The sequence below is a fragment of the Mesorhizobium sp. M2E.F.Ca.ET.219.01.1.1 genome (assembly GCF_004016445.2).
In the GTDB taxonomy this organism is placed as follows: Bacteria; Pseudomonadota; Alphaproteobacteria; order Rhizobiales; family Rhizobiaceae; genus Mesorhizobium.
Map to the genome: position 1 here is coordinate 927,532 of NZ_SADT02000002.1, position 24,396 is coordinate 951,927.

Here is a 24,396-nt window from a genome sequence, read left to right on the forward strand (position 1 = left end):
TGGCAATATCCGACCACATCCGGTGGTTGAAATAAGACTTAGGTCCGATCAAAAATAGCTATAGGTCCGAGTGGACAAGACAAGGGTCGTGGGCCACTTCCTAATCATGGGCTGATTGGGGATGCTTATGCTGCGACATTGCCGGTGGGGTAGTGCGGCCGACGGGCCGAAGGGCTGGCGTGGGGAGAGCGGGATGCGCTTGAAGCGCAGGGGCTGCAGGCTGGTCTTGCGAGCGCTGACTGCGTTGGCGCTTGTTGTTGCGCCTTTCAGTCTCTCCGTCGATGGTGTGGTTGTGACCAAGGCCTATGCCGGCAAAGGCGGCAATGGCGGCGGAAACAGCGGCGGCAATGGTGGCGGAAACAGCGGCGGCAATGGTGGCGGAAACAGCGGCGGGAACGGCGGCGGAAATAGCGGGAACGGTGGCGGCAACAGCGGCGGAAATAGCGGAAACGGAAACGGCAATAGCGGCGGGAACAGCGGGAACAGCAACGGCAATAGCGGGAACAGCAACAGCAGCGGGAACAACAGCTCGAGCAACAGTGCCGGCGCGGCAAGCGCCGCCGATGTCGACAGCCACGTGAACGCGGCGACCGGCGACAAGGTCGAGGCCACCGCCGGCGGCATCCAGGTCACGCACCGCAACGGAATGAAGGAGACGATCGAGAACGGCCGGTTCAGGATGGAAGACAAATACGGACGCACCATCGTCGACCGCAAAGCCACCATGGCCGATCTCAATCGCCTGAACAGTTTGTGAGAGCAGAGTTTGTGAGAGCGAGGTTTTATCCGGATTAGATCTTAAGGGACCGAAGGTCAGCGCTGCAAAATCAGGTTGCCACCTTTTGCTTCGTCTCTGCGGTCCTGATCGTCTTGCGATGGAATCTGGCTACTCACCTTACCCCCGCCTTCGTGCGGGGGTAATTTTTTCAAGCTGTTGCTGTTGCGACATTGGTCACCCATGGCGGCGGAAATGGTCTGATCGGCCTGAGCATGGGTCGTGGGCCGCTTTCGTCGCGCCGCCGGAATGTGATCCTAGCCTACGTCAAGAGACCGGTTCCGCGTCGCCTGTGCCGTCAGCGGAACTTCGGCAAACCGAGGTGGAACCGGCAAGAAGGACAAAGAATGCGCCAACCCGCCTGCAAAAGGCTAGTCGACCTCTCGCTGCGCCTCTCCGTCGCGCTGGCGGTTGTGGTCGCGCCCTGCCTGTTGGCGCCGGGCAACGTGACAAAGCTCGTGTCAACCGCCTACGCCGCCAACGGCGGTAACGGGGGCAATGGCGGTAACGGGGGGAATGGCGGTGCCGGAAACGGCGGCAATTCTGGCTCGGCCGGCGGCTCGAATTCCGGCAACAGCGGCAACAGCAATGCCGGTGGCAATTCCGACAACAGCAATGCCGGCGGGGGCAACCCCAATGCGGGACCTGGCAACAACAGCGGCAAGGGCAATGCCAATCCCGGCGGCAAGAACAGCTATACCAACACGGCAACCGGCGACACGATCTCGATCGACGGCAACAAGATCACCGTCGTCCATCGCAACGGCATGAAGGAAGAAGTCCAGAACGGCCGTTTCGAGATGATCGACGCGCAAGGCCGCACCATCATCGAGCGGCAGGCGACGGAGGAGGATCTGAATCGTCTGCTGAGTCTGTGAGGGCCGGGAAAGGCTACCCCCTTTTTCCGACACCCTCGCATGTCACCCCCGTCCCTTGAGGCGGGGGTGATTGCGTTGGGGGCTAATTCCTCTCCCTCGCCTCATGCATCAGCAGCGCCGCTTCGGTGCGGTTGCGCACGTTGAGCTTGGCGAGCACCCTGGTCATGTGATGCTTGACCGTCTTTTCCTGCAATGACAGCCTGGCGGCCACTTCCTTGTTGCTCAGCCCCTCCGCGACCAGCTTCAGGATCTCGGCCTCGCGGCCGGTGAGCTGGGCGAGCGGATCCGGCTTGCTGCCGGTGGGCTGCAGAAGGTCGGAAAGCAGCCTGGCCGAGAGGCTCGGCGATACATAGCTCTGGCCGTTGGCGACATCGCGCAGGATCTCGGCCAGCGCCTTGGAGCCGACACCTTTCAGCACATAGCCGCGCGCGCCGGCCTTCAGCGCCTGGGCGACGTCGGCATTGGTCTCCGACACCGTCAGCATGACGATCTTCTGCTCGGGCGTTGCTGAAAGGATGCTGGCGAGCGCGCTGAGGCCGCCGCCCGGCATGCTGATGTCGAGCAGAAGGATATCGGGCGTGCTGGCGCGCACCAGCCTTTCGGCGTCCTCGGCGCTGGCGCCTTCGCCCACGAGCTCGAAGCCGCCTATTTCGCCGAGGCTGCGCGCCACGCCCTCGCGAAACAGTGGGTGGTCGTCGACTATTGCGATGCGGATGGATGTGCTCACGGTTGCTCCTCGACAGACAAGGTGATCACCAGTCTTGTTCCTCCGGGGCCTGTCAGTGTCTCGAACTGACCGCCAATGCTTTCGATACGTTCTCTCAGGCCCGCAAGCCCAAGTCCCTCGCTTCGGGCCGGGTCGAAGCCGGGACCGGTGTCCACGACCTCGACGAGAAGCTTACCGCCTTTCGTCGTGGCCCTGACCTGCTGGCCCTTGCCCTTGCCGTGCCGGAAGGCGTTGTTCAGGCCTTCCTGCACGAAGCGATAGATGCTGATCTTTTCCGAGGTGCCGAGTTCCGGCAAGCGCTCTGGCAGGGTTAGTAACACATTGGTGCTGGTGCGGCGCTCATGCTCGGCCACCGCCAGCCGCAGGATGTCGGCGATGGCCTGGGTTTCGATCTGCGGCAGAACCAGCCCGTTGCAGATGCCGCGTATCTCACGCATCGCTTCGCCGAGCGTCTTGTGGATACCGGCGATCTCGGCTTCGCGCAGCGTGCTCGACGTGCCCGGATCGACCAGCGCCGGGCTGTCCATCCTGAGCGCGGCGAGCGCCACGAGTTGCGCCGGCCCGTCATGCAGGTCGGCGCCGATTCGCCTCAGATAGCGCTCATTGATGGCGGTGGCGCGGCGCGAGGCGCGCTGAACGCGCTGCCGCAGCGACGAGTTCTGCGCCAGCGCCGCCTGCAATTCCGAGACCTTGGCCTCGAGTGCCGCCTGCTGCGTGACGATGGTGCGGCTGCCGCGGAAAACGATGCCCGAGAGCAGGGCAAGCGCGGCCGCCGTGGCGCCCGCCACCACCAGCCAGCTCCACAACAGGGCCGAGCGCAGCGATTCCTCGAAATCGCCGGACAATTCGTAGAATTCAGACACGGCCACGACCTCGCCCGACCAGGGTTCGCGCACCGGGTTGTAGATCTCGAGCAGCGGCACCCCCATCGACCGTTCCTTCTCGTCTTCCTCGTCTTCGAGCCTGTTGTTGTTGTATTTGACCATGACGTTGCCGGCGAAGGCGGCGATGAGATTGGCGTTGGGCTTGATCTGCCTGCCGATGAGGCCGGCGTCCTTCGAATAGAGGATCGTGCCGTCGCGCCGCCATAGCTTGAACGAGACCAGCCTTTTCCCAAGCGCCCCCTGGCCGAGCGTTTCGTCCAGCGCCCGTTTGACGGTGTCGTCCAGCTCCTGGCTCTTGCGCATGTCGGGCAGCAGCGGCGCGATCACGCTGTCGACATAGAGCGCGGTGGTGGCGGCGGAATTGTGCAGGACACCGTCACGGATCTGCGATGTCACCCACAGCCCGACCACGAGCATCACCGCCAGAAGGCCGATACCGCCCGCGATCACGAACTGCAAGGCAAGCGAGAGCCCGCTCCAGATTCGTGCAAGTCGTTTCAGATACCTCCCAAACATCGGCACCGTTCACCCACCCGTTCGCGACAGTATAGGCGAGGGGACGCAATTGCGACACCGACCTTGGTCTGTGCCCATGAGGAAGGTTAATGGCGGGCCGTTGCCGGCGCGCCGGCGGAGCAGCTCCGATTCGCAAGCGGCAAGGTCGCTCATACCCCGAATGGCAAATGCCCGCGCCACTCCTGTTGACGGGGAAGACGCGGGCCGGCTGCCACCTGAATTTCTTGCAGCGCCGACACAACCACCAATCCGGCCCCAGGTCCAGACCAAAAGACATATGCCTTGCAGAATATAGCGCCGCGCCACGGCCGTGTCGGTCCGGCGCGGTCCTGCCGTCGGGCGTTGTGGATATGAATATATAGCGATGTCTGTCGGATGCCCGAGCCCTGCGGCCGGGCCGCTCTGTCCTAGCGTAAGACGCGGGAATTCGCGACGGCATTTGCCCCCAAAAGAAGTCAAGTCCAGGGCCTTGATCGGCCGGACATGCGCCGCCTATACGATGGACGTTACCTTGCTGTTCGTGGCAACGCAGTATGGACGCCGGCACAAAAAACCACAAAACCAATCAGCGGCTGTCGATTTTCGAGCTCGAGGCATTGCGCGAAGCTTTCAGGCGGTCTGTTCGTGAGAACGACGTCACCGAAGCAGAATGGGCGCGGCACGCCGAGCATTTCGTCAAGAGAACGCTCCAAAAAGGCAGCCGGCTTACGCGGACTTGAGCATTCAGGCGTCCGGAAGCCCGATGATTCCAGGCAGAAACGTTTCGGCCCTCGCCGCTCGGACCTTTGCGCCGGCGCATAGGACCTCAGCGACAATTGCGGGTGCAGGTGGAAACGGACACTGTGTCCGTGCGCCGGCTTCCCCCCAAGGAAACCCAATGGTCGGCGCTTTAGCCCGGCTTGCCTGTAAGAGAGCCGTACTCTTTTACCACCAAGGCAAGCCGGGCTACCCCACTCCCTGAATGCTCCAACGCTGGTCCGTCGTCGAAACCTATGGCCGTGGCCATCGCAATGCGGCGGAACGAAAGCAGGTCGGGCGCGTTCTAGGCCGCGATGCCGAGGAGTCCTCACCATCACAAGACCGAAAGGCCGGTTCAAGCCTCAACAGACGAGGCGGAGCGCTTGGCGCGTGCGGAAAAGAACGCCCGGCTGAAGAGGCTTCGCACCCACGCTTCCTGGCTGGTGCTCGATCCGCAGGCGCGTTTCCAGGAGGAGATCGATTGTTCGGCCCTGTTCGGCGACCTGTCGATCCGAAAGGTCGGTCGCGACGGTTAAAGCATGTCTCGCGAAAGTGGGAACCGGTTTCGGGACAAAGACATGCGTAAAATCAAAGACCCAAAGCGCATGGAGCGAATCCGAAGGATCGCGACGCGCTTTAGGGCAATTCCAGGAACGCGGCTTTCAGCCCGTCACGCGACTTGCAATCCGGCGGCGGAATCCTCGCGCGCGATCTCGATCAGCCGCGCGATCGCCCATGGCGTCAACAGCGCAAGGAAAGCAGTGAGATCCAGGAAGATCGACCGCGCCAGATCGAACCCGCTGTGGTCGTAGCAGACTGCAAACTCCATCACGCCTTACCCCTTTTGACCCACCCGCAGCGCATGTGATTTCGCGCATCCTTGAGCATGATCCTGATTTGCATCGAATACAAGAGGTCGCTAAATCAAGTGGATGTGCGCCGCTGCTGGCGCAAGAACGGCCAGCTTGACTACAAACGACGCTTAGGCCGGTTTCGGCCAGAACAGCCAGGTGAGCGCCAGCGCCGCCAGCACCCAGACCGCGATCATGAAGGCGAGACCCGCCTTGCTGACCGGCTTCTCGCGCCGCGCGGCCTCTTCGCGGAATTCCCGCATCAGGTCGGCCGGCACCAGCCTGACCGCGAGCAGGATGCCGAGAGGCACGATCAAAAGGTCGTCCAGATAGCCGATGATCGGGATGAAATCCGGGATGAGATCGATCGGGCTCAGCGCGTAGGCCGCGACCGCGCCCGCGGTGGCTTTTGCGTACCAGGGCACGCGCGAATCACGGGCTGCAATCCACAGCGCCACCGCATCGCGCTTGATGGCGCGCGCCCATCGCTTTGCCGAGTCGAGAGCCGACATGAGCCTATTGTATAGAGCCGTGCGGGTCTGCGGGCCAACGGACGAGCACCGGATTTGGTCTCTCAGGCGCAGTCCTTCAGCTCGACAACCTCGACGCCGAGGCGGAACGCCTGGCCATCCGCGTAGGAACGCGCATATTGCTCGGCTTCGAAGGGAAAGATCAGCGTCGTGCCGTAGGCGGTGACGCGCACGGTCCACTTCTGTCCCCTGACGAGTTCAACACCGTGAAGCTTCGCCGTCACCATCTCACCCTCCTCAGATCCGGCACGCTCGCAACATCCGCATAACGTCGCGAAAGTCATTTGAATACAAATAATTCGACTTAATCGTGTCGTTGCGATGTCGATTCCGACATTGGGTCGTTTTCGTCCGTGAAATGGTTCACCGACAAAAGCGTTTTTGCCGCCGGCCGCGCGGGCTCGATGGTGATCGGAACCGAGTCGGCCCCCGGCGGGTTGGAGTCATGGCCCCGCACAGGAGGTTTCCATGATCCGCAAACTGAAAACCGGCGAATACCGGCTCTATTCGCGCAAGGTCGACCCGAGAACCGGCAAGCGCCGCAATCTCGGCACGTTCAAGTCGCGCGAGGCGGCCGAAAAGCACGAGCGCGAAGTGCAGTATTTCAAGCGCCACTAGGACAACGATGAGTGTCGGTGACGGAAACGCCCCAGGAGCGACCGCCGTTTCACCGGGAGCTTTCACCCGTGTGGTATCGGTTGCGTGCGCGGGCGAGGGTGGCCGGGCACGTTCGAGCCGATATGGTCGAGGTCGCAACGTCTCGCCACCATCTCGACCGACCCGGTGTCGACGGTCACCCGCCCCAGCACCTGCACCGTCGTGCGTCCGAGATCCTCGTCGACATGGACGACCTCGCCCTCCAGTCTCAGCTTGTCGCCTGCCTTGGCGTTTGGCTCGACCATCGAATAGCGATGGCCGTTGCCGTCGAGGCTCAGCGTCACGCGGTCGTTGACGCGCTCGATCACGGTGGCGATCACGGCCACCCTGTCACCTATCTCCACTGCCGGCCGTGTCATCGACGCCTCCTTTCCGCTCCGCGCGGGTCGTTGCCGCCGGAGCCAGCTGGCGACACGATGAGCATCGGCAGCCGCTGAAATAAACGGGAAAACAAGGATTTGGTTGCCGCCCGACTGCCTGTCGAGAGGCGAAGGAGGCGCTGAACATAAGGAGAAGTCCGAGGCCGCACCCGTCGAGGCAGGGCGCTGGCCAGGTGAATTGCAGACGAATGGACCGCGCCGAAGCCTCGGCCTTGCCTATGCGGCCTGCGACAGGGCGACCGCATCGGCCCCGGCGGGGAAGCGCAGCGTGCCGGTGGTATCGTTGACGGCCCGCCACACACCTTCGGCGACATCGATTTCCCTGGTGGTCAGAGTACCGGCCATCGCCGGATCTGCGAGATTGCCGAAGACTGCCCTGGCAAAGTCGGCATAGGCCTCGGGGATAAGGTCCTGGACATTGACGCCGGTGTTGGCGGTGAACCTCGTCGTCGGCCCGTAACCGGGCTCGACCAGCTTGGCGCGGACGTGGAAGGGCGCGAGTTCCAGCGCCAGCGAGCCGGTGAAACCTTCGATCGCCTGCTTGCTCGCTGTATAGGCCGCCGCCAGAGGGAAGGGCGCCAGCGTGGCGCTCGACGTCACATTGACGATGACGCCGGAACGCCGCTTGCGCATCTGCGGGATCACCGCCTGGGTCATCGCCATGACGCCGAACGTGTTGGTCTCGAAGACCTTTCGGATATGCGCCATCGGCGTCGCCTCGAAAGCTCCGGCGACACCGATGCCGGCATTGTTGACCAATGCGTCGATCGGCCCCGCCGCTTCGATCGCCGCCGCGATGCTTTTGTCGTCCGTCACGTCGAGCGGCAGGATGCGCAACGCCGGCGAACGCGGCAGCACATCCTCGCGCGGGCTTCGCATCGTCGCGACGACGTTCCAGCCATTCGAGAGGAAATGGCGCGCCGTCTCGAGGCCATAGCCCGAGGAAGCGCCGGTGATCAGGATGGTTTTCATGGGATCGGTCCCTGCTGTTCGATTTGCACAGCGGCAAGTTACCGGCAGGGCGCCGGACTATCTATAATTGACAGTACTGATTTTGTTTGCAAAAGTCCTAACATGGTCGATCCGCTCTCCGAAGTCATAGGCTTGCTCAGGCCGCGCGCCGTGTTCACCAAGGGCATCAGCGGCGCCGGGCGCTGGGGGGTCCGCTACGCCGATTTCGGCCATCCGAGCTTCGCCGTCGTCATCGAGGGAGCCTGCCTGTTGGCGGTGGACGGCCAGCCTCCCTTGACGCTCGAGGCCGGCGATTTCGTGCTGCTGCCTTCAACGCCCGGTTTCACCATGACGGGCTTCGAGCCGGTCGTTCCGACGCTGATCGATCCCAACCTTGCCGCGGCCGCGACGGAGGAGGTCCGGCACGGCAGGCAGGACGGCCCGCCGGACCTGCGCATGCTTGGCGGCTATTTCCTCTTCGATGGGGAGGATTCCGGCCTGCTGGTTTCACTGCTGCCTGCTCAGGTCCATGTCCGCGGCGTCGAGCGGCTGTCGGTCCTGGTGAAGCTGCTGATCGAGGAGGCGGCGGGCCGGCATTCGGGGCGCGACCTGGTGCTGACCCGGCTGATCGAAATCCTGCTCGTCGAATCCCTGCGGCAGGCGCAGACGCCCGACGCGCCGGCCGGCCTGCTGCGCGGCCTGGGCGACGCGCGGCTGGCGGAGGCGATCCGCCGGATGCACTCCGATCCGGCGCGGCCGTGGACGATCGTCGAACTGGCGAAGGAGGCCGCGCTTTCGCGCTCCGCCTTCTTCGACCGCTTCGTGCGCGGCGTCGGCGTGCCGCCGATGGAATATCTGCTGGCCTGGCGCATGGCGCTGGCGAAGGATCTGCTGCGCCGGCAGGAGGGCGATATCGCCGAGATCGCCGAGCGCGTCGGCTATGGCTCGGCCAGCACCTTCAGCACCGCCTTCAGCCGCCATGTCGGCCAGCCGCCCAGACGCTACGCCAGGGCGATCGCGCACTAGCGGCGGCCTGGCCCGCGCGGAACCAGGCGGGTCGCCAGATGTTCCTGTTGATCGCAACGACAATAGGAATGGCACATGGTTGCGCCGCGCGCGGTCTGGAAGGGTTTTCTGAAGGTCGGGTCGGTCTCGTGCGGCGTGAAGCTGGTCGGCGCGACCAGCGAAACCGGAAAAGTCCATTTCAAGATCCTGAACCGCAAGGACGGCTTGCCGGTGAAAAGCGCCTATGTCGACGAGCAGACCGGCGATGTCGTCGAGGCCCAGGATCAGACCAAGGGCTTCGAGCTGGACAAGGATGATTTCATCGAGATCGAGCCGGATGAGATCAAGAAGCTGAAACTCACCTCGGCGCATACATTGGAGGTTGACGAGTTCGTCGCCCTTGACGACATCGACACCCGCTATCTGGAAAAGCCCTATTACCTCATCCCCGCCGATGGCGCCGCGCTCGAGGCCTTCAGCGTGCTGCGCGAGGCGATGAAGAAGAAGCGCGTCGCCGCAAGATCCTGCGTGGTGCTCTATCAGCGCGGCCGCGAGGTCGTCATCCAGCCTTTCGGCAAGGGCATGCTGCTCACCGAATTGCGCACCCGCAACGAGATGGTCTCGGAAAAGAGCGTCTTCGAAGACCTAACGTCACCGAAATACGACAAGGACCTGCTCGAGATTGCCGAGCTTTTGATCGACAAGAAGGTGACGAAGTTCGATCCCTCGAAGTTCGAGGACACCTATGAGGATGCGCTGATCGCGATGATCGATGCCAAGCGCAAGGGCAAGAAAACGCCGAAGGCCGCGCCGCCGCCAAAGGAAAATGTCGTCGACCTCGCCTCGGTGCTGAGGAAGAGCCTCGCCAAGGAAGGCATCAAGGCACCCTCGAAAGCCAGACCTGCCCGCAAGTCGGCCTGATCGGCCGACCGGTATGATCGTCGAAGTTCGGGATCGGCGGATCCGCTCACTCGGCGGGACATGGTTCTTTCCTTGGTTGCCGTATCCTACCCTGGGGGATAGGATCGTGCCATGACGATACACAGCTCCCATCCCGACATCATCGCTCGGCTCAAGCGCGCGCACGGCCATCTCGCCGCTGTGCTCACCATGTTCGAGCAGGGCCGTTCCTGCCTTGACCTCGCGCAACAGCTCCATGCCGTCGAAGGCGCCGTCGGCAACGCCAAGCGCGAGCTGATCCACGACCATATGGAGCATTGCCTTGTCGAGGGCGGCGAGCCGACCCGGGACACGCTGAAAGAGCTGAAGCAGCTCACCAAATATCTGTGAGGGCGCTCATGTTGACGAAGGTTGTCGACTGGTTCGGCTTCGGCTCGCACGGGCATGACCACGGCGGGCACGATCATGGCGGGCAGGGGCATGACCATCATGGGGCGCATGGGCACACGCATGGCGTGATCGACGCGACGATCGCCACGACGGAGCGCGGCATCTGGGCGATCAAATGGTCGTTTGTCATCCTGGCGATAACGGCCGCGCTGCAGCTCGCCGTCGTCCTCTTTTCGGGCAGCGTGGCGCTGCTTGCCGACACCATCCACAACATCGCCGACGCGACGACGGCCATCCCGCTCTGGATCGCCTTCATGCTGGCGCGCCGCAGGCCGACCCCAACGTTCACCTACGGTCTCGGTCGCGTCGAGGATCTTGCCGGCATCGTCATCGTGCTGATCATCCTGGCGAGCGCCCTCGTGGCCGGTTACGAAGCTATCGATCGCCTGCTCGATCCGCAGCCGGTGCGGTTCCTGGGCTGGCTGGCCGCTGCCGGCGTCATCGGCTTCCTCGGCAATGAGGCGGTGGCCGTCTTCCGCATCCGCGTCGGCCGTCAGATCAACAGCGCGGCCCTGATCGCCGATGGCTACCACGCGCGCACCGACGGGCTGACCAGCCTTGCCGTCGTTGCCGGTGCGGTTGGCGTCTGGCTTGGCTACCCGCTCGCCGACCCGATCATCGGCCTGCTGATCACCATCGCTATCTTCGGCATCGTCTGGCAGTCGGCGCGTTCCGTGCTGACGCGCATGCTCGACGGTGTGGAGCCGAGGCTGGTCGACGAGGTTCACCACGCCGCCGCACATGTTGCCGGGATCGACAGGGTGGTCGACGCGAAGGCCCGCTGGCTCGGCCATAAGCTGCATGTCGATGTCGAGATCGCGGTCAATGACGGGCTGCTGCTTGCCGCCGCCAACAACATCGCCGCTTCGCTCAAGGCCGAGCTCTTCGCGCACATTCCCGCGCTCGACGTCGCCACGGTGCGCTTTGCCGTGCCCGGGGCCGAGGGTGGCCACCATCACTCGCCTGATCCGTTCCTGGTGTCGGGCAAGCTGGCCAGCGGACTGCTCGAGATCGTCGACACGCCGGAGGGCGAGCGCATGCGGCTGCGCCTCTCGCGCCACGCCGAGGGCCTGCGGGCAAACGTCGCCATAGAACGCGCCGGCGGCGCCGTCGAAAGCCTGCCGCTGTCGCCGGTCGGCGGCGACCATCATTATCTGCAAAGCTTGGTCGCGCCGGCCGAGCCGCATGAGTTCAGCGCCAGGCTGCAACTGGCGGCCGGTCAGGACAGCGAGGACCTGCCCTTCGCCATGGCCGAGCCGGAGGGGCATGACCATGAGCACGCGCATGGGTGATGGAGAACTGCCGCCGGAAAGGCGCGCCTACTGAACGGGCGCGCGAGCCATGATAAATTCCAGGGCTTGGTCATAACTGTCGAAATCGTCGACATTGGCGGCAAGCGGCTTGTACTCGCCGCTTACCGCCCAGACCTGTTTCCCACCGGTCGAGCTGAGCAGGTAGAAGAACGCAAAGCACCTTTCATCGGCCCAAACGAAGTACAACTCTTCGTTCAGAAGCACTTTTTTCACGGTTATCATGGATTGCGCGCGGCTTCAGCGCGATGCCTCACTGTAACAACCGGCCCTATAGCTCGAGATCGTTACGCCGTCCAGCCAGCATTCACCGCACGCTGATCAGCGCCGTGCCGGCAATCGCCAGCAGCGCGCCGGCCCAGGCGGCTGCGGTCGGCCTTTGCCCGCTGCGCAGCCACACCATCGGCAGGATGATGACCGGCATCATCGAGGAAGCGTCGAGATGATGCCGACATTGCCGGTGCGCAACGCGGCCATCAGGCAGGACATGCCGAGCGAGGTGCCGACGAAGGCGGACAGCACGGCGAGCCCGACCGTGCCGAACTGGACGGCCTCCCTTTTGCCCTTGCCGAACGGTGTTGCCGTGAGCGCGATGAACAGGATGACGGCCAGGCCGGAACGCAGCGCCATGGCCGTGAACGGCTCGACGCCGGCAGCCATGGCGGGCCTGGCCAGAAGGGTGCCGATCGCCTGGCCGAGCACCGTCGTGACGCCAAGCACGATGCCTGGTCCCATGCGGCCGGTGAGCGGCGGGCCGGGCACAGTGCTGACCGGCACGGTGGAAGGGGTGACGACCGGCATCGCCGGCGCCAGGTCGCCGCGCTTGAGGAAGCGCCGCGGCATGCCGATGGCAAGCACGATGCCCGCCAGCACCAGCGCCACGCCCAGCGCCTGCCAGCGGCTGATGGTTTCGCCGAGCACCAGATAGCCGAGCGCCAGGGCAAATGGCGAGGTGAGCGAGAAGAGCAGCGCCGTGATGCGCGGGCCGACCGAATAGATGGTGGCGAAATAGGTCGTGCTGGCGATGCTGATGCCGGCGAAGCTCGACCCGGCGAGCAGCCAGAACTCCCTCGCGCCGATCGTGTGCCAGCCGCCGATCGCCAGCGACACCGAGCCGGTCATCACGAAGGTGGCGAGCATCTGCCAGCGGGCAAGCTGGAGCAGGGGGACCCGCCCCTTGAGCTCGCTGAGGAACATGGAGCTCAGCGCGCTGCACAAGGCGGCGGTGACGGCAAGGGCTTCGGAGACGAACATGGCTGCTGGCGGTTGCGGCGATTCCACCCTGGATTGGGCAGGCGCCGATGCTTACGCCAGCTCGCCGCAATGCGCTAGCCGGACCGGCGGCCGCAGGACATGCTCCGAGATATCAAGTCGAGGACAAGGGCGGGCTTGGCCCGAACACGGGAGCGACGGGGCGGGTGCCCCGCCGCTTCCAGAGTGTCGTTCCGGCAAGGGCGATACGGACAGTCTATTGCATGGCTGCGGGGTTCATCCACAGGAACTCCCAGACATTGCCATCCGGGTCTTCGATGTGACGGTTGAACATGAAGCCGAGATCCTGCGCCGGGTTGGGATCGGCGCGGCCGCCCGCCGCAACGCCTTTCTCGATGACCGCGCTGACCGCGTCTTTGCTGTCGACGGTCAGCGCGATCAGCATTTGGCTCTCGCGCTTGGCATCGCCTATCGGACGGGCTGTGAACTGGCTGTAGTGCTGGTGCGTCAGCAACATGACCCCGATCGATTCGGAGAACATGATCGAGCTGGCTTGGTCGTTCGAGAACTGCGGGTTGAGCGTGCCGCCGATCGCGAGATAAAACTTGGTCGCTGCCTGCAGATCGCGCACTGGCAGATTGAGGAAGAGCATCTGGGTCATCGGATTGAAACCTCCGTTTCATTGACGGGTACTAGTCAGTCTAGTACTGTAGGGGTGACTATCATAAGGGAACGGTACCGTCTAGTACTGATCATGAGGCGTCATGAAAATTGCTGTTGAGACCAGATCGGCCCGCAAGGACCGTGAGATCATCGAGGCGGCGACCGCCGCGTTCATCGCCAAGGGCTATGATGGGACCAGCATGGAGGAGATCGCCACCAGGGCAAGTGCTTCCAAGCAGACTGTCTACAAGCACTTCAAGGACAAGGAGACGCTTTTCACCGAAGTCGTGGAGTCCACCGCTTCTCAGGTCAACGACGTTGTCGAGTCCGTGACGATGCTGCTTTCCGAGGCAAAATTCCTGGAGGGCGGCCTGCAGCAGCTTGCCCGGCGATTGACCACGACGCTGATGAACGACGAGTTGCTGAAGCTCCGGCGTCTGATTATCGCCAATGCCGATCGGATGCCGCAGCTTGGCCGTAGCTGGTACGACAAAGGCTTTGAGCGCATGCTTGCCTCGGTGGCGGAGTGCTTTGAAAAGCTCACCAGCCGAGGTCTGTTGCAGACCGGCGATCCCCGTTTGGCGGCCAGCCATTTCTTCGGCATGCTGCTTTGGATCCCGATGAACGAAGCCATGTTCACCGGGAGCAACCCGCGCTCGAAAGCCGACCTTGAGCGCCACGCCGATGCCTCGGTCGAAGCGTTCCTTGCCGCCTATGGGGCACGCTCGAAATAGTCGCGCCGCCTGGCACGATCTGCGCAGCGCAACGAGCCGCGTTACGTCTCCTGGTGTCGCAGGAGGTCGGCCGGCCTCAGTCAGTTAAGCAGCGCCTGAGAGTCCAACTCGATCGGCTAGGGGACGGTGGAGGGAAAGCGAATGGCTACTATCGTACTCTTTCACTCGGTGCTGGGCCTTCGGGCGGTGGAGCAGCAAGCCGCTGAGCGCATGCGAGGCGCGGGCCATGATGTTGTGACGCCGGACCTATACGCGGGATTAACGGCGCCGTCGGTCGACGAAGGGCTTGACCTGATGGGCAACGTCGGGTGGGAAACCATCTGCGGCCGTGCCAGGGCGGCGCTCCTCCAGACTTCTCGAGACGCGGTGCTCGCAGGCCATTCGATGGGAGCTGGGGTGGTCAGTGCCGTTTGGCCGGAAAGAATCGCTGCCGCGGGCGTTGTGCTGCTGCATGGCCTTGCCGATATTCCCACAAATGTTCGTCGACACATTCCGGTCGCGGTCCACGTCGCCGACCCGGATGGGTTTGCGCTGCCTGAACAAGTTGCCGGCTGGTCGGCGGCGGCAAAACGCAGCCAAGTCAAGGCGGAGATTTTCACCTATCCAGGGATCGGCCATTTCTACACCGATCGAGCGCTGCCGGACTACGATGCGCCCGCAGCCGAACTGACTTGGTCGCGCGTTCTGGCTTTCCTGGAAACGATCGCACGAAAGACTTGAAACGGTTCGGTGATGCTGTGAGACGCTGAATCGTTCTAGACGGTGCCGGCCCGCGGCGAGGGCAAACGGAAGATCGAGCACGCGGCGGCGATCAGCGCCGCCACCGTGACCAGCAGCACCGCCAGGCTGGGCAGGTGGAAGACAATGTCTTGCCATCTGGGCTCGATCACCGCGCCGGTGCTGAAAGCCTCGCCGCTGTATTGGCACAGGATCCAGGATGCGCCGCTGCGCACCATGTCTGCGTCGATGTCGGAGATCAGCGCCTTCGCCTGGTGCCCCGCCGCTGGCATCGTCGCCATATAGGCGAGCAGCGCCTTGGCGGTGGCGAGATAGGCGTGGCTGCATTCGTTGAACGGGCTCTCCTCGTCGCCGAGGCTTCCCGGCATCAGGCCCCAGAGGCAGTAGGTGAATTGCAGATTGCCGTGGTTGTAGAGCCGCCGGAAAGTCGGGTCGGTGACGGTCTGGCGTTGGGCAAGGTCGAGGATGTCGCCGCGGTAGCGCGCGATCACCGCCATCTGGCCATGGGTCAGGCTTGGGATCTGGATGCCTGGGGGAGGCGTGGCGGACGAGCCGCTATGGGCTTCGGCCGGGAGGGCGATCAGAAGTGACTGCCAGATCGCTAAAAAGAAGACGGCGGCCAAGGCGAGGAACCGTGGCGGCTGACGCATGGGTTTAGGCGTAGCGGCGGGTGGGGCCGCGCTGGTCGCGCACCGCGACCACGCGCTCGGCAACCGCGCCGAAGCCGAGCCCGACGACGGCCCATAGCACCAGCTGGATGCCGAGCGAGGCGACGCGGAACTGCCACAGCACCGTCGCCGAGAAGTTCTCCGGCACTTCATTGACGTCGGGCAGGGCCGCCTTCACCAGCGCGAAGACGACGAGGAAGGCGAGCCCGGCCACGATCGAGGCGTTCCAGGCGCCGAGCCTGCTCCACAGCCGCTGCGCCAGCCCGACCGCCGCCACCATCGCCGCGATCGAGATGACGATCATGATGAAGAACAGTTCGGTGCGGTAGGCGATGGTTTCGGGATTGCCGACCGCGGGCGGGTTCGCCGGGTATTTGAGGCTGGGCACCACGATAACGGCGAGGAAGCCGAGCAGCGCCAGCAGCGCCGAGGTGCCGCGCGGACCGAGCGAGCCCAGCCGGCCATAGGCATAGGCAAAGACCAGCGAGAACAACCCGCCAAGGGCCGCGCCATAGACCAGCACGCCGGTTGCGAGACCGATGCCGGCTTGAACGGCGCGGCTGACCATCTCGGGTTCCGGCGTCTCGCCGGCCGCCTGGGCCTGCTGTTCCTCAAAGGCGATCGCCTTGTCGACCGGCGGCTCGCCATAGACGCGGGCGAAGGCAAACGCCAGAATCCCCGCCACCAGCCCGACAAGCATGCCGCGCAGCAAGAGTTTTCCGACCATGTCAGAGTCCCTTCAAGCAATTCCCGGAAAAATTCGAAGCGTTTTTCCGTTCGGAATTGCGTTAGACCAAAACTCAGAACGGCTCAGCGATGCCCAACCGCTCCAGAGCAATTCCAGGAAAAGTGTGGAACGGTTTCCGTCCGGAATTGCGTCAGACCAAAACCTGGGACGGTTCAGCCTTCCCCGAACCGCTCCTAGTGGCAGGGGAAGCCGAGCAGGTGGCGGCCGTCATGCACGAATTCGTGCACCGCCGTGCCACGGATCAGCGACGTCGCGCCTTCTTCCGCGCCAACGAAATAGATCATCAGCATCAGCATCAGGCCGGCGAAGATCGCCCAAGGCAGAAGCTCGCGAACCGGAATCGCAACCGGACCGTAGCTGGGGGCGAAGGTGGTGTCGGACATATTGAGCTCCCTTGGGATACTGCGTCCCGTTGATCCAACTATGCTGCGGAATAAGGCCTGACTCTCGGCTGGTGCCGATCACAGTGGCGCGACCGTGCCGGACTCGCACCGGCTTCCAATCCCGTATAGCGCTAAAACACTTGTCAGCACTTCGTTCGCCTGTCAACGACATATAATGGCCAACGCGGCTTCGCGCGGCCGAAATTCACTGGACCACGGAGTTTTGGGATGTTCGCCCGCCTGACGATGATCGCAAGCGGCGCGACGGAAGCCACGCGCAAGGGCCGGTTCCCGAAGGACGAGGCGCCGGAGCCCAGCGCCTTCGACCGCGCCGGCGCGGTCGCTTCGTCGCTGCGCCGGGCCGACCGCGTCTGGACAAGTCCGGCGCTTGCCGCGCGCAGGACGGCCGAGGCGCTCGGCCTTGACGCGGCGGTCGAGCCGCTGCTTGCCGAGCAGGATTTTGGCCGCTGGGCCGGCAAAAGCTTCGAGGCGATGCAGGCTGAGGACCCGGAAGGCATGGCGGCTTGGTTCTCCGATCCCGGCGCAGCACCCCATGGCGGCGAATCGCTTGCGGCGGTGGCCCGGCGCGGTGCTGCGCTGATGGAGCGGCTGGCCGGCGAGAGCGGCCACACCATCGCGCTCACCCATGCCGTGCCGATCCGCGCCGTGATCGTGCATGTGCTGGGCGCGCCGCTCTCCTCGGTCTGGAAGATCGACATCGAGCCGCTGTCGCTCACCGAGTTCCGCAGCGACGGCCGCCGCTGGGTGCTGCATGCGAGCGGCGTAGTCGCCGGCTGAACAGTCGGGCACGGGTCGGTCCCCGCGCGGATCCTGTCGAGCTTCGACAACCGCGCGCAGGCATATCAAGGCTCCGTCGTTTCAGCGATCGCTAACGGAACGGAAACGCCTTGCTGCTATGGTGCTGCCCCGTGGCGAGGAGAGCCTTGCCTTAGGAGCCGTCGGAAATGGCCAATTATCCCGAGACCGAGCGCCGTCTTCATGCGCGCGAATTCGTGCTCAAGGAAGCCACGATCATTGCCGGGGCCGTCAGGATCGGCTGCTCGGTCAGGAACCAGCACGAGCAGGGCGCGGAACTGCGCGTCGCCGCCGATACGCAGATCCCGGAGCGCTTCCTGCTCGAGGTCCCAGCCGACGATACGACCTATCGCGCCTTGGTGCGGTGGCGGCGCAACGACCGCATCGGCGTGGCGCTCTACAGCAACGCGCCGAAGGACTGACGCGCGGCCCGCCGCTCAGCAATTCGTGACTTGAACCTGCCCGCGCGGCGTGCAGCCCGGCACATGGGGAACGCAACCGTGGCGCGTGCGTTCATGAGGGCCGATCAACTGGGACTTCACGCATGAGCAGGACAGCCGTTTGGGTGGCGCTGATCGCTATCGTTCTCGTGGGCCTCTATTTGTTGCAAGCCAATGGCCTGATCAAATTCTGATGCGGCGGGGCGCAGCGCGTTCGCCGGGTCAGCAGCAGCGGCTTTCTCCGCAGCACGGCTTGCCCGCGGCCGCCTGTTCCTTCAGCCAGCGGTCACGCGGCTTGCAGCTCGCCGGCCGTGGCGAAAGCTCGACCTCGATGGCGCCGCCAACGACGCTTGGCTGGGCCGCGCGGTGCAGTTCCATCGGGCGGATGCCGTCGCTGACCTCGAAGGTCAGTTTCGCCGATTGGTCGAGGGCCACGTGATCCGAGACCTTGCGGATGATCGCCGCGAATTTGCCGGCCGGCATATGGACCGGCCCGCCTTCGTCCACGTCCCATAGCTGGACGAAGATCTCCGACCAGGATTCGGGATTGGCCTCGCAATCCAGCGCCGAGAACTGCCCGGCCTTCACCTCGGTGACATGATAGCCTGCTTTAACCGGCCGCCCGTCATAGCGGAAAACAAGCGGCCTGTCCTTGTAATCGGCCAGCGCGCTCAGCAGGTCGCCGATGGTCAGGTCGGAGGGATCGATCGGGTTGGCGTTTTTATGATTGTCGGAAGACAGCATGTCGGCTATTCCTCATTTCAACATTTCAAGGATTATTGAAATATGGATGAACGTCAAGCCCTGATCGCCTTTGGCGCGCTGTCGCAGGAGACGCGCCTGCGCCTGCTGCGCCTGTTGGTCGTCGCCGGGCCGGATGGAATCGCCGCCGGTTCGCTCGCCGAACAGGTCGAGGTCTCGCCCTCCAATGTCAGTTTCCACCTCAAGGAACTGGAACGGTCCGGCCTCGTCACCGCACGGCGTGATGCCCGCTCGATCGTCTACAGCGCTGAATATGAGGCGCTCTCCGGGCTGATCCGGTTCCTAATGGAGGATTGCTGCTCGGGCCGCCCGGAAATCTGCGCGCCGGCGCTTGCTGCATCTTGCTGCCCGCCGGGCGAGGAGACCCCGCAATGATTGTCACACTCCTTGCCCGACCCAGGGCCAACCGATGAACGCTTTCGATCTCTCGCGCCGGTTCGTCGCGGAAGCCCTGGGCACTGGTCTGCTGGTGGCGACTGTCGTCGGTTCCGGCATCATGGCCGAGACGCTGACGCATGACACGGCGCTGGCGCTGCTCGGCAACACGCTCGCGACCGGCGCCATGCTGGTGGTGTTGATCACCATCCTCGGGCCGATCTCCGGCGCGCATTTCAATCCCGCCGTGTCGCTGGTGTTCTGTCTCAACCGGTCGCTGCCCGCCCGCGATCTCCTTGCCTATGTCGCCGCGCAGTTTATCGGCGGCATCGCCGGCACGGTCGCGGCGCATCTCATGTTCGCCCTGCCGGTTCTGGAGATCGCGACGAAGCCGCGGACCGGCCCGGCGCAATGGTTCTCCGAATGCATCGCGGCATTCGGCCTTGTCGCCGTGATTCTCGCCGGCATGCGCTTCGAGCGGCGGGCCGTGCCGTGGCTGGTCGGGCTCTACATCACGGCGGCCTATTGGTTCACGGCATCCACTTCCTTCGCCAATCCCGCTGTCGCCGTGGCGCGCTCGCTCACCAACAGCTTCTCCGGCATCAGGCCGGTCGATCTGCCGGGCTTCATCGTCGCCGAGCTGCTCGGCGCCCTGATCGCGCTTGCGCTGATGGGCTGGCTCCTCAAGCCCGAAACCGTTCAGCAATCCCATCTCTTGAAAGCAAAACCATGACGGTCACGATCTACCACAATCCCGCTTGCGGCACCTCGCGCAACACGCTCGCCATGATCCGCGCCAGCGGCGAGGAGCCCGTGGTGATCGAATATCTGAAGACGCCGCCGAGCCGCGAGCGGCTGCTCGAACTGATCGCGGCGATGCGGATCACACCCCGCCAGTTGCTGCGGGAGAAGGGAACACCCTACGCCGAGCTCGGTCTCGCCGACCCGAAATGGAGCGACGAGAAGCTGATCGATTTCATGCTCGCTCATCCGATCCTGATCAACCGGCCGATCGTCGAGACACCGAAAGGGACAAGACTGTGCCGGCCATCGGAAGCGGTGCTGCCGCTGCTCGACAATCCGGTGCGGGAGTTTATCAAGGAGGACGGCGAGCAGGTCGCCTATTCGAGCAATCCCGGGAAAAGTGCGTAGCGGTTTTCCGTGCTTAGGGCGCCAGATGCTTCATGAAATAGATGGACGCCCTTGGTTTGCCGAACGGGTCGACGGAATGATGCGGCACGACGCCGACTTGCCGCCAATTCATGCGCCGATAGAGCCGCTCGCTTGCTCCGCCCTCGGCGGTGTCGAGAAGGAGAAGCGAGCGTTTTCTTTTCCTTGCCTCGTCTTCCAGGGATGCCATGAGCGCGGAACCGATGCCTTGCCGCCGGAAATCTCGATGCACGAGCAGCATGTAAACCTCCGCCCGGTGCAGCGCATTCGGTTCCGGCGACAGATAGAGCTGGACGGTGCCGACGAGATTGTCCTCGAGATAGGCGCAGATGAGAAGGCGTTCCCCGGCCACCTGCGAGGGGAAGATGCCTTGCCAATAGGACCGGGCCTGCTCGGCATCGAACGGCAGCACGAAGCCGACGAGCGCGCCATCCTCTATGCTCTGCATCAACAGCCCGGCGAGGGCGTCGATCTGCGCCGTCGCTTCGGCCTGGTCGATTACCGCGATACGCATTTGCTCCCCCTTCGAGGCTCGATTGATAATGGGCTTTGAGCAATCCGTGAAGGCCGAAGCGCCTGCGCCCGTCCAGCGCAACCGTCATGTTCTCGTCACGGCCCTCGGAATCACGCAGATCCTCGCCTGGGGATCGTCGTACTATCTGCCCGCGGTCCTTGCCGCGCCGATTGCAAAAGACACCGGTTGGCCGCTCGGCTCGGTCGTTGCCGGGCTGTCCTGCGGGCTGCTGCTTGCCGGGCTTGTATCCCCCGTCACCGGGCGGCTGATCCAGCGTCACGGCGGCCGTCCGGTGCTCGCCGCCGGCTCGCTGCTGCTGGCGGCCGCGCATTCGCTCCTGGCGACGGCAACTGTCTATCCCCTTTACCTGTTTGCCTGGCTGCTGATGGGCCTGGGCATGTCGAGCAGTCTCTACGATGCCGGCTTCGCCACGCTGGGGCGGCTCTACGGAGGAAGCGCGCGCGGCGCCATCACCAACCTGACGCTGTTCGGTGGTTTCGCCAGCACCGTCTGCTGGCCGCTTAGCGCCTACCTTGTCGAGCATGGCGGATGGCGCATCGCCTGCCTTTCCTATGCCGCGATCCATCTGGCGATCTGCCTGCCGCTCCACCTCTGGGTGATACCGCCGCCTCCACCCGCGGCGCCCGCCCCGGTGACGGGGAAGTCGAAAGAGGCATCCGCCACGGGCAGGACGCGGGCACGCTTCATTCTGCTCGCCTCCATCCTGACATTGGCCGCGATGATCGCATCCACGCTCTCCGTCCACCTGCTGACGCTGCTGCAATTGCGCGGCGTCGGCCTGGCGGCGGCAGTCGGTCTTGGCGCCCTGGTCGGCCCGTCACAGGTCGGCGCGCGCGTGGCCGAGCTGCTGATCGGCCGCAATCGGCATCATCCGATCTGGACGATGCTGGCATCCGTATCGCTGCTCGCGGCCGGGATTTGGCTGCTCCTGGCCAGCCAGACCTTCATTGCCCTCGCTTTGATCCTTTACGGCGCGGGCAACGGCATCCACACGATCGCGCGCGGCGCGCTGCCGCTGGTGCTGTTCGATCCGCAGCAATACGCCGTTCTGATGGGCAAGCTCGCAACCCCGAGCCTCGTGATCCAGGCGGCGGCGCCCTCGATTGGAGCGCTGCTTCTGGGCATCGGCGGCGGCAATCTTGTCCTGACGACCCTCGCATTGACCGCGACCGTCAATGTGGCGCTCTGCGCCTGTCTCGTCGTGGCCGTGCGCCGCTGACCGGGGCTGCTCCGCCTCCAGCATTTCGTTGAGCACGGCGGCCAGATGCAGGCCGCCGAGCGATGCAGGTACAATAGAACCTTGTGACGCGGACATGAACGATCTCACGCAGGCGAGATTTGCGTGAACCGGCTCAACGGAATCAGCGTTGAAGCTCGTCAGGCTGATGATCCAGATTGCCGCGCGCAAAAAAACAGGCCGACAACACCGGCCCGTTTTTCTTCATTCGTTCACAACCGCAACGCGTCAGTCGCGATGCTCCGGCATCGCCTTCAACTGGTCCTTCGTCCAGCTGGTGACGGCATGCACGTCGCCGTCCTCGTCGCGCATGAAATCGAGCTGGCTGGCGATGACGGCCACCGGCTTGGTGCCGATGCCGAGAAAGCCGCCGACATCGATGACGACCTGGCTGCCGTGCAGATGGTCGACCGAGCCGATCTTTTCATCGTCGGGCCCGTAGATGGTGGCGCCTTCGAGGATGTCCGGCGTGAGTTCGGCGTTGGTCAGTCTTACGTGGCTGGTGTGGTCCATGGCGCATCTCCTGTGGTGTACAGGAAGAAACCACCGATGCGGCCTGGGGTTCCGTCCGAATTGCGGCAGGGGCTCTGTGATGGCCAGCCTTATTGCGCGGTTCCCGCCCAGATCCGACATCATCCGGACGACGATGCCGGCCAGGCAGCGTGGGACGTGCCTGTGGCGTGCCTGTCGTGCTGACCCTGGAGCGCAGGTAGGCTGGTTGCCGGCTCGTCAACTGCGCCGCTTGGCCTGCAAGCTCCGCGCCGCTTGCTCGATCGCCGCGCGATCGTTGCCCAACCGGTCGAGCAGCTCCCGCGCCTCGTCGCCCGAAATGCCGGTGCGCATGGCAAGCGCCTCTACCGTCAGCACATCCGCGCTGTCGATCTCGCGCGTTTCGGGCAGCGCGTCGTCTGCCGTCAGCGGCAGCGCCGCCTCGCGGTCGATCTCCAATTCGGCCTGTTGCCAGTGCCGCTCATGATTGCCGAGGATACCGCCCTCGCGTTGAAAGATCTCATACGCCCGCTGCCTGATCTTCTCGGTCCGATCGTCGTCCATCGCCGTTCCTCCGTTGCGTGCCACAAGAACGCGGGACAGGGCGGAACGATCCGCGTCGTTGACTATTTCCTCTCCTTCCGGAGTGGGGAGAGGTGGCTCGGCGGAGCCGAGACGGAATGGGGGACGGCGCTGAAAATTATTGGCTATACCCGCGGCCATTCCGATCCGAACCGTGAACCTGGCCGCGCCGCTTTCCGCTCAGGGTCCGTATATCGCCATCGGTTTGCCGAATATGCCGGGCTCCGGCTTCACGCCCAGCCCCGGCCGTTGCGGCACGGCGATGTGGCCTTGCTTGATGACGACCGGGTGCTTCTGGTCGAAATGGCCCTTGATGTATTCCTGCGCGATCCAGGCGCCTTCCATGCGGCGCGGCTCTACCGTCGCGGCCAGATGCACGCAGGCAGCCGCGATGATGTCGCCGCCCCAGGCGTCGTCGCAGCTATGCGGCAGCGAGCGGATGGCGCAAAGGTCGCGAACCGTCGTCATCCTGGTGAGGCCGCCGAGGCGTGTCACCTTGAAGCCGAAGCCGTCGGCGATACCGAGCGAGATTGCCCGCAGCACCGCGTTCTGGTCCTCGGTGCTCTCGTCGAGATAGACCGGGTGCGTGACGCGGCCTTTCAGCGTCGCGATCTCGTCCATCGTGTTGCAGGGCTGCTCGAAGACGAAGGGAATCGCCTGGCAGAGCCGGTCGAGATGGATCGCGGCGGCCACCGTCAGGCCACGGTTGCCGTCGACCGCGATCCGCGCCTTGTAGCGGACCGCTTCCCAGACCTTGTGGACGACCGCGACGTCCTCTTCCAGATTGCGCCCGCCGATCTTCACCTGCAGGCGGGGATAGCCAGCCTTCACCTTGTCGGCGGCGATCCTCGCCGTCTCGTCCGGCTGCCCGACGATCAGCGAATAATAGGCCGGCACGCGATCGGTCAGCGCGCCGCCCAAGAGCGTCGAGACCGGCACGCCGAGTTTCTGGCCGAGCAGGTCGAGGAAGGCCATGTCGAAGGCGGCCTTGGCGTAGCCGTGACCGTTGAGCCGCTCGTCCATCTGCCTGGCGAGCAGCCTGATTGAAGCTATCTCTGCGCCGATCAGCCCCGGCGCGATTTCGGCGATGGCCGCCCGGGCGCCCAGCGCATGATGCGGCTGGTAGACCGGGCCGATCGGGCAGGTCTCGCCCCAGCCGGCCAAGCCGTCTTCGGTGACGATCTCGACAAGTGTGGAGTCCAGCGCCTCCACATCGGCGCTGGCCATGCGGTAGACGCCGTTCTTGACCGGCAGCTGCGCCGAATAGACGTTGATCCGGTCGATGCGCATAC

The 24,396-nt window shown here is 64.2% G+C and carries 35 protein-coding genes and 1 riboswitch; of the genes, 17 read left to right on the forward strand and 18 right to left on the reverse strand.

Annotated elements, in window-relative coordinates; translation table 11 throughout:
- The first annotated feature begins 193 nt into the window (after nucleotides 1-193).
- Nucleotides 194-757, forward strand: coding sequence for a hypothetical protein (locus EN862_RS36150; protein WP_127865080.1), 564 nt, complete (start codon nucleotides 194-196; stop codon nucleotides 755-757).
- Nucleotides 758-948: 191 nt separating this feature from the next.
- Nucleotides 949-1,653: a hypothetical protein gene (locus EN862_RS36155; protein ID WP_245519585.1), complete on the forward strand. Its 705-nt coding sequence runs from the start codon at nucleotides 949-951 to the stop codon at nucleotides 1,651-1,653.
- An 82-nt stretch (nucleotides 1,654-1,735) separates the two neighbouring features.
- Here the strand turns inward: EN862_RS36155 and EN862_RS14990 are convergent, their stop codons facing one another.
- Together EN862_RS14990 and EN862_RS14995 are read right to left on the reverse strand one after the other, a co-directional pair.
- Entirely contained in the window at nucleotides 1,736-2,380 is a 645-nt protein-coding gene (locus EN862_RS14990) for a response regulator transcription factor (protein ID WP_095815903.1), read from the reverse strand.
- On the reverse strand, nucleotides 2,377-3,780 hold the full coding sequence (locus EN862_RS14995; protein ID WP_127865081.1) for a sensor histidine kinase: 1,404 nt from the start codon (nucleotides 3,778-3,780) through the stop codon (nucleotides 2,377-2,379). Before EN862_RS14995 ends, EN862_RS14990 begins: the two co-directional genes overlap by 4 nt.
- A gap of 533 nt (nucleotides 3,781-4,313) precedes the next feature.
- Between EN862_RS14995 and EN862_RS15000 the strand changes: the two genes are divergently transcribed.
- Both EN862_RS15000 and EN862_RS36160 read left to right on the forward strand, forming a co-directional pair.
- A complete protein-coding gene (locus tag EN862_RS15000; RefSeq protein ID WP_127865082.1) occupies nucleotides 4,314-4,499 on the forward strand; it encodes a hypothetical protein in 186 nt (61 codons plus the stop codon).
- Between the two features lie 402 nt (nucleotides 4,500-4,901).
- Nucleotides 4,902-5,054 carry a hypothetical protein gene (locus EN862_RS36160; protein ID WP_189401157.1) on the forward strand — a complete coding sequence of 51 codons (153 nt, stop codon included), beginning with the start codon at nucleotides 4,902-4,904 and terminating at the stop codon, nucleotides 5,052-5,054.
- 134 nt (nucleotides 5,055-5,188) lie between these two features.
- Here EN862_RS36160 and EN862_RS36165 read toward each other — a convergent pair whose 3' ends face one another.
- The 3 genes from EN862_RS36165 to EN862_RS15010 all read right to left on the reverse strand — a co-directional run bounded on the left by EN862_RS36165 (nucleotide 5,189) and on the right by EN862_RS15010 (nucleotide 6,126).
- Nucleotides 5,189-5,350, reverse strand: a complete 162-nt coding sequence (locus EN862_RS36165; protein ID WP_189401379.1) for a hypothetical protein — start codon at nucleotides 5,348-5,350, stop codon at nucleotides 5,189-5,191.
- A gap of 150 nt (nucleotides 5,351-5,500) precedes the next feature.
- Entirely contained in the window at nucleotides 5,501-5,881 is a 381-nt protein-coding gene (locus EN862_RS15005; RefSeq protein WP_127865083.1) for a YkvA family protein, read from the reverse strand.
- A gap of 62 nt (nucleotides 5,882-5,943) precedes the next feature.
- On the reverse strand, nucleotides 5,944-6,126 hold the full coding sequence (locus EN862_RS15010) for a hypothetical protein (protein WP_036258067.1): 183 nt from the start codon (nucleotides 6,124-6,126) through the stop codon (nucleotides 5,944-5,946).
- A 241-nt stretch (nucleotides 6,127-6,367) separates the two neighbouring features.
- Here EN862_RS15010 and EN862_RS15015 point away from each other — a divergent pair, with 241 nt between their 5' ends.
- A complete protein-coding gene (locus EN862_RS15015; RefSeq protein ID WP_095816402.1) occupies nucleotides 6,368-6,517 on the forward strand; it encodes a hypothetical protein in 150 nt (49 codons plus the stop codon).
- Between the two features lie 62 nt (nucleotides 6,518-6,579).
- On the opposite strand, the gene EN862_RS15020 is transcribed toward EN862_RS15015, so the two are convergent.
- A complete protein-coding gene (locus EN862_RS15020) occupies nucleotides 6,580-6,915 on the reverse strand; it encodes a hypothetical protein (protein ID WP_127865084.1) in 336 nt (111 codons plus the stop codon).
- 237 nt (nucleotides 6,916-7,152) lie between these two features.
- Nucleotides 7,153-7,908 carry an SDR family oxidoreductase gene (locus EN862_RS15025; protein WP_127865085.1) on the reverse strand — a complete coding sequence of 252 codons (756 nt, stop codon included), beginning with the start codon at nucleotides 7,906-7,908 and terminating at the stop codon, nucleotides 7,153-7,155.
- A gap of 102 nt (nucleotides 7,909-8,010) precedes the next feature.
- On the opposite strand from EN862_RS15025, the gene EN862_RS15030 reads away from it, so the two are divergent.
- From EN862_RS15030 to EN862_RS15045, 4 genes are all read left to right on the forward strand, one after another.
- Nucleotides 8,011-8,913, forward strand: a complete 903-nt coding sequence (locus tag EN862_RS15030) for an AraC family transcriptional regulator (RefSeq protein WP_127865086.1) — start codon at nucleotides 8,011-8,013, stop codon at nucleotides 8,911-8,913.
- Between the two features lie 75 nt (nucleotides 8,914-8,988).
- Entirely contained in the window at nucleotides 8,989-9,813 is an 825-nt protein-coding gene (locus EN862_RS15035; RefSeq protein WP_127865087.1) for a Ku protein, read from the forward strand.
- A 111-nt stretch (nucleotides 9,814-9,924) separates the two neighbouring features.
- Nucleotides 9,925-10,182 (forward strand): metal-sensing transcriptional repressor, encoded by a 258-nt coding sequence (locus tag EN862_RS15040; RefSeq protein WP_127865088.1) that lies wholly within the window; start codon nucleotides 9,925-9,927, stop codon nucleotides 10,180-10,182.
- An 8-nt stretch (nucleotides 10,183-10,190) separates the two neighbouring features.
- Entirely contained in the window at nucleotides 10,191-11,534 is a 1,344-nt protein-coding gene (locus tag EN862_RS15045) for a cation diffusion facilitator family transporter (RefSeq protein ID WP_127865089.1), read from the forward strand.
- 27 nt (nucleotides 11,535-11,561) lie between these two features.
- On the opposite strand, the gene EN862_RS15050 is transcribed toward EN862_RS15045, so the two are convergent.
- The 3 genes from EN862_RS15050 to EN862_RS15060 form a co-directional block, all read right to left on the reverse strand.
- On the reverse strand, nucleotides 11,562-11,777 hold the full coding sequence (locus tag EN862_RS15050; protein ID WP_127877110.1) for a hypothetical protein: 216 nt from the start codon (nucleotides 11,775-11,777) through the stop codon (nucleotides 11,562-11,564).
- Nucleotides 11,778-11,975: 198 nt separating this feature from the next.
- Nucleotides 11,976-12,806, reverse strand: a complete 831-nt coding sequence (locus tag EN862_RS15055) for a DMT family transporter (protein ID WP_127865091.1) — start codon at nucleotides 12,804-12,806, stop codon at nucleotides 11,976-11,978.
- 214 nt (nucleotides 12,807-13,020) lie between these two features.
- Nucleotides 13,021-13,425, reverse strand: coding sequence for a VOC family protein (locus EN862_RS15060; RefSeq protein WP_127865092.1), 405 nt, complete (start codon nucleotides 13,423-13,425; stop codon nucleotides 13,021-13,023).
- Nucleotides 13,426-13,528: 103 nt separating this feature from the next.
- Between EN862_RS15060 and EN862_RS15065 the strand changes: the two genes are divergently transcribed.
- Nucleotides 13,529-14,161 carry a TetR/AcrR family transcriptional regulator gene (locus EN862_RS15065; RefSeq protein ID WP_127865093.1) on the forward strand — a complete coding sequence of 211 codons (633 nt, stop codon included), beginning with the start codon at nucleotides 13,529-13,531 and terminating at the stop codon, nucleotides 14,159-14,161.
- A 141-nt stretch (nucleotides 14,162-14,302) separates the two neighbouring features.
- A complete protein-coding gene (locus EN862_RS15070; protein WP_127865094.1) occupies nucleotides 14,303-14,881 on the forward strand; it encodes a dienelactone hydrolase family protein in 579 nt (192 codons plus the stop codon).
- A 35-nt stretch (nucleotides 14,882-14,916) separates the two neighbouring features.
- Here EN862_RS15070 and EN862_RS15075 read toward each other — a convergent pair whose 3' ends face one another.
- The 3 genes from EN862_RS15075 to EN862_RS15085 all read right to left on the reverse strand — a co-directional run bounded on the left by EN862_RS15075 (nucleotide 14,917) and on the right by EN862_RS15085 (nucleotide 16,698).
- On the reverse strand, nucleotides 14,917-15,549 hold the full coding sequence (locus EN862_RS15075; RefSeq protein WP_127865095.1) for a hypothetical protein: 633 nt from the start codon (nucleotides 15,547-15,549) through the stop codon (nucleotides 14,917-14,919).
- A gap of 4 nt (nucleotides 15,550-15,553) precedes the next feature.
- Entirely contained in the window at nucleotides 15,554-16,294 is a 741-nt protein-coding gene (locus EN862_RS15080) for a CbtA family protein (RefSeq protein WP_127865096.1), read from the reverse strand.
- Between the two features lie 194 nt (nucleotides 16,295-16,488).
- On the reverse strand, nucleotides 16,489-16,698 hold the full coding sequence (locus EN862_RS15085) for a CbtB domain-containing protein (RefSeq protein ID WP_112100494.1): 210 nt from the start codon (nucleotides 16,696-16,698) through the stop codon (nucleotides 16,489-16,491).
- A gap of 1 nt (nucleotide 16,699) precedes the next feature.
- Nucleotides 16,700-16,842: riboswitch (adenosylcobalamin (AdoCbl) riboswitch) on the reverse strand.
- A gap of 84 nt (nucleotides 16,843-16,926) precedes the next feature.
- Here EN862_RS15085 and EN862_RS15090 point away from each other — a divergent pair.
- Nucleotides 16,927-17,496 carry a histidine phosphatase family protein gene (locus tag EN862_RS15090; protein WP_127865097.1) on the forward strand — a complete coding sequence of 190 codons (570 nt, stop codon included), beginning with the start codon at nucleotides 16,927-16,929 and terminating at the stop codon, nucleotides 17,494-17,496.
- 167 nt (nucleotides 17,497-17,663) lie between these two features.
- Nucleotides 17,664-17,936 (forward strand): PilZ domain-containing protein, encoded by a 273-nt coding sequence (locus tag EN862_RS15095; protein ID WP_095815889.1) that lies wholly within the window; start codon nucleotides 17,664-17,666, stop codon nucleotides 17,934-17,936.
- A gap of 240 nt (nucleotides 17,937-18,176) precedes the next feature.
- On the opposite strand, the gene EN862_RS15100 is transcribed toward EN862_RS15095, so the two are convergent.
- Complete coding sequence (locus EN862_RS15100) at nucleotides 18,177-18,698, reverse strand: DUF6428 family protein (protein WP_127865098.1); 522 nt, start codon at nucleotides 18,696-18,698, stop codon at nucleotides 18,177-18,179.
- Between the two features lie 42 nt (nucleotides 18,699-18,740).
- On the opposite strand from EN862_RS15100, the gene EN862_RS15105 reads away from it, so the two are divergent.
- The 3 genes from EN862_RS15105 to arsC are packed head-to-tail and all read left to right on the forward strand — an operon-like array spanning nucleotide 18,741 to nucleotide 20,243.
- Complete coding sequence (locus tag EN862_RS15105; RefSeq protein ID WP_127865099.1) at nucleotides 18,741-19,091, forward strand: metalloregulator ArsR/SmtB family transcription factor; 351 nt, start codon at nucleotides 18,741-18,743, stop codon at nucleotides 19,089-19,091.
- Nucleotides 19,092-19,125: 34 nt separating this feature from the next.
- Nucleotides 19,126-19,824 carry an MIP/aquaporin family protein gene (locus tag EN862_RS15110; RefSeq protein ID WP_127865100.1) on the forward strand — a complete coding sequence of 233 codons (699 nt, stop codon included), beginning with the start codon at nucleotides 19,126-19,128 and terminating at the stop codon, nucleotides 19,822-19,824.
- Nucleotides 19,821-20,243: an arsenate reductase (glutaredoxin) gene (arsC, locus tag EN862_RS15115; RefSeq protein ID WP_127865101.1), complete on the forward strand. Its 423-nt coding sequence runs from the start codon at nucleotides 19,821-19,823 to the stop codon at nucleotides 20,241-20,243. Before EN862_RS15110 ends, arsC begins: the two co-directional genes overlap by 4 nt.
- A 13-nt stretch (nucleotides 20,244-20,256) precedes the next feature.
- Here arsC and EN862_RS15120 read toward each other — a convergent pair whose 3' ends face one another.
- On the reverse strand, nucleotides 20,257-20,775 hold the full coding sequence (locus tag EN862_RS15120) for a GNAT family N-acetyltransferase (protein WP_127865102.1): 519 nt from the start codon (nucleotides 20,773-20,775) through the stop codon (nucleotides 20,257-20,259).
- Nucleotides 20,776-20,821: 46 nt separating this feature from the next.
- On the opposite strand from EN862_RS15120, the gene EN862_RS15125 reads away from it, so the two are divergent.
- On the forward strand, nucleotides 20,822-22,015 hold the full coding sequence (locus tag EN862_RS15125) for an MFS transporter (protein ID WP_245519586.1): 1,194 nt from the start codon (nucleotides 20,822-20,824) through the stop codon (nucleotides 22,013-22,015).
- 246 nt (nucleotides 22,016-22,261) lie between these two features.
- Here EN862_RS15125 and EN862_RS15130 read toward each other — a convergent pair whose 3' ends face one another.
- The 3 genes from EN862_RS15130 to EN862_RS15140 all read right to left on the reverse strand — a co-directional run bounded on the left by EN862_RS15130 (nucleotide 22,262) and on the right by EN862_RS15140 (nucleotide 24,394).
- Nucleotides 22,262-22,546 (reverse strand): PRC-barrel domain containing protein, encoded by a 285-nt coding sequence (locus tag EN862_RS15130; protein WP_127865104.1) that lies wholly within the window; start codon nucleotides 22,544-22,546, stop codon nucleotides 22,262-22,264.
- Between the two features lie 216 nt (nucleotides 22,547-22,762).
- Complete coding sequence (locus EN862_RS15135) at nucleotides 22,763-23,086, reverse strand: DUF2934 domain-containing protein (protein WP_127865105.1); 324 nt, start codon at nucleotides 23,084-23,086, stop codon at nucleotides 22,763-22,765.
- Between the two features lie 198 nt (nucleotides 23,087-23,284).
- Nucleotides 23,285-24,394 carry a mandelate racemase/muconate lactonizing enzyme family protein gene (locus EN862_RS15140; protein ID WP_127865106.1) on the reverse strand — a complete coding sequence of 370 codons (1,110 nt, stop codon included), beginning with the start codon at nucleotides 24,392-24,394 and terminating at the stop codon, nucleotides 23,285-23,287.
- Nucleotides 24,395-24,396: the final 2 nt, after the last annotated feature.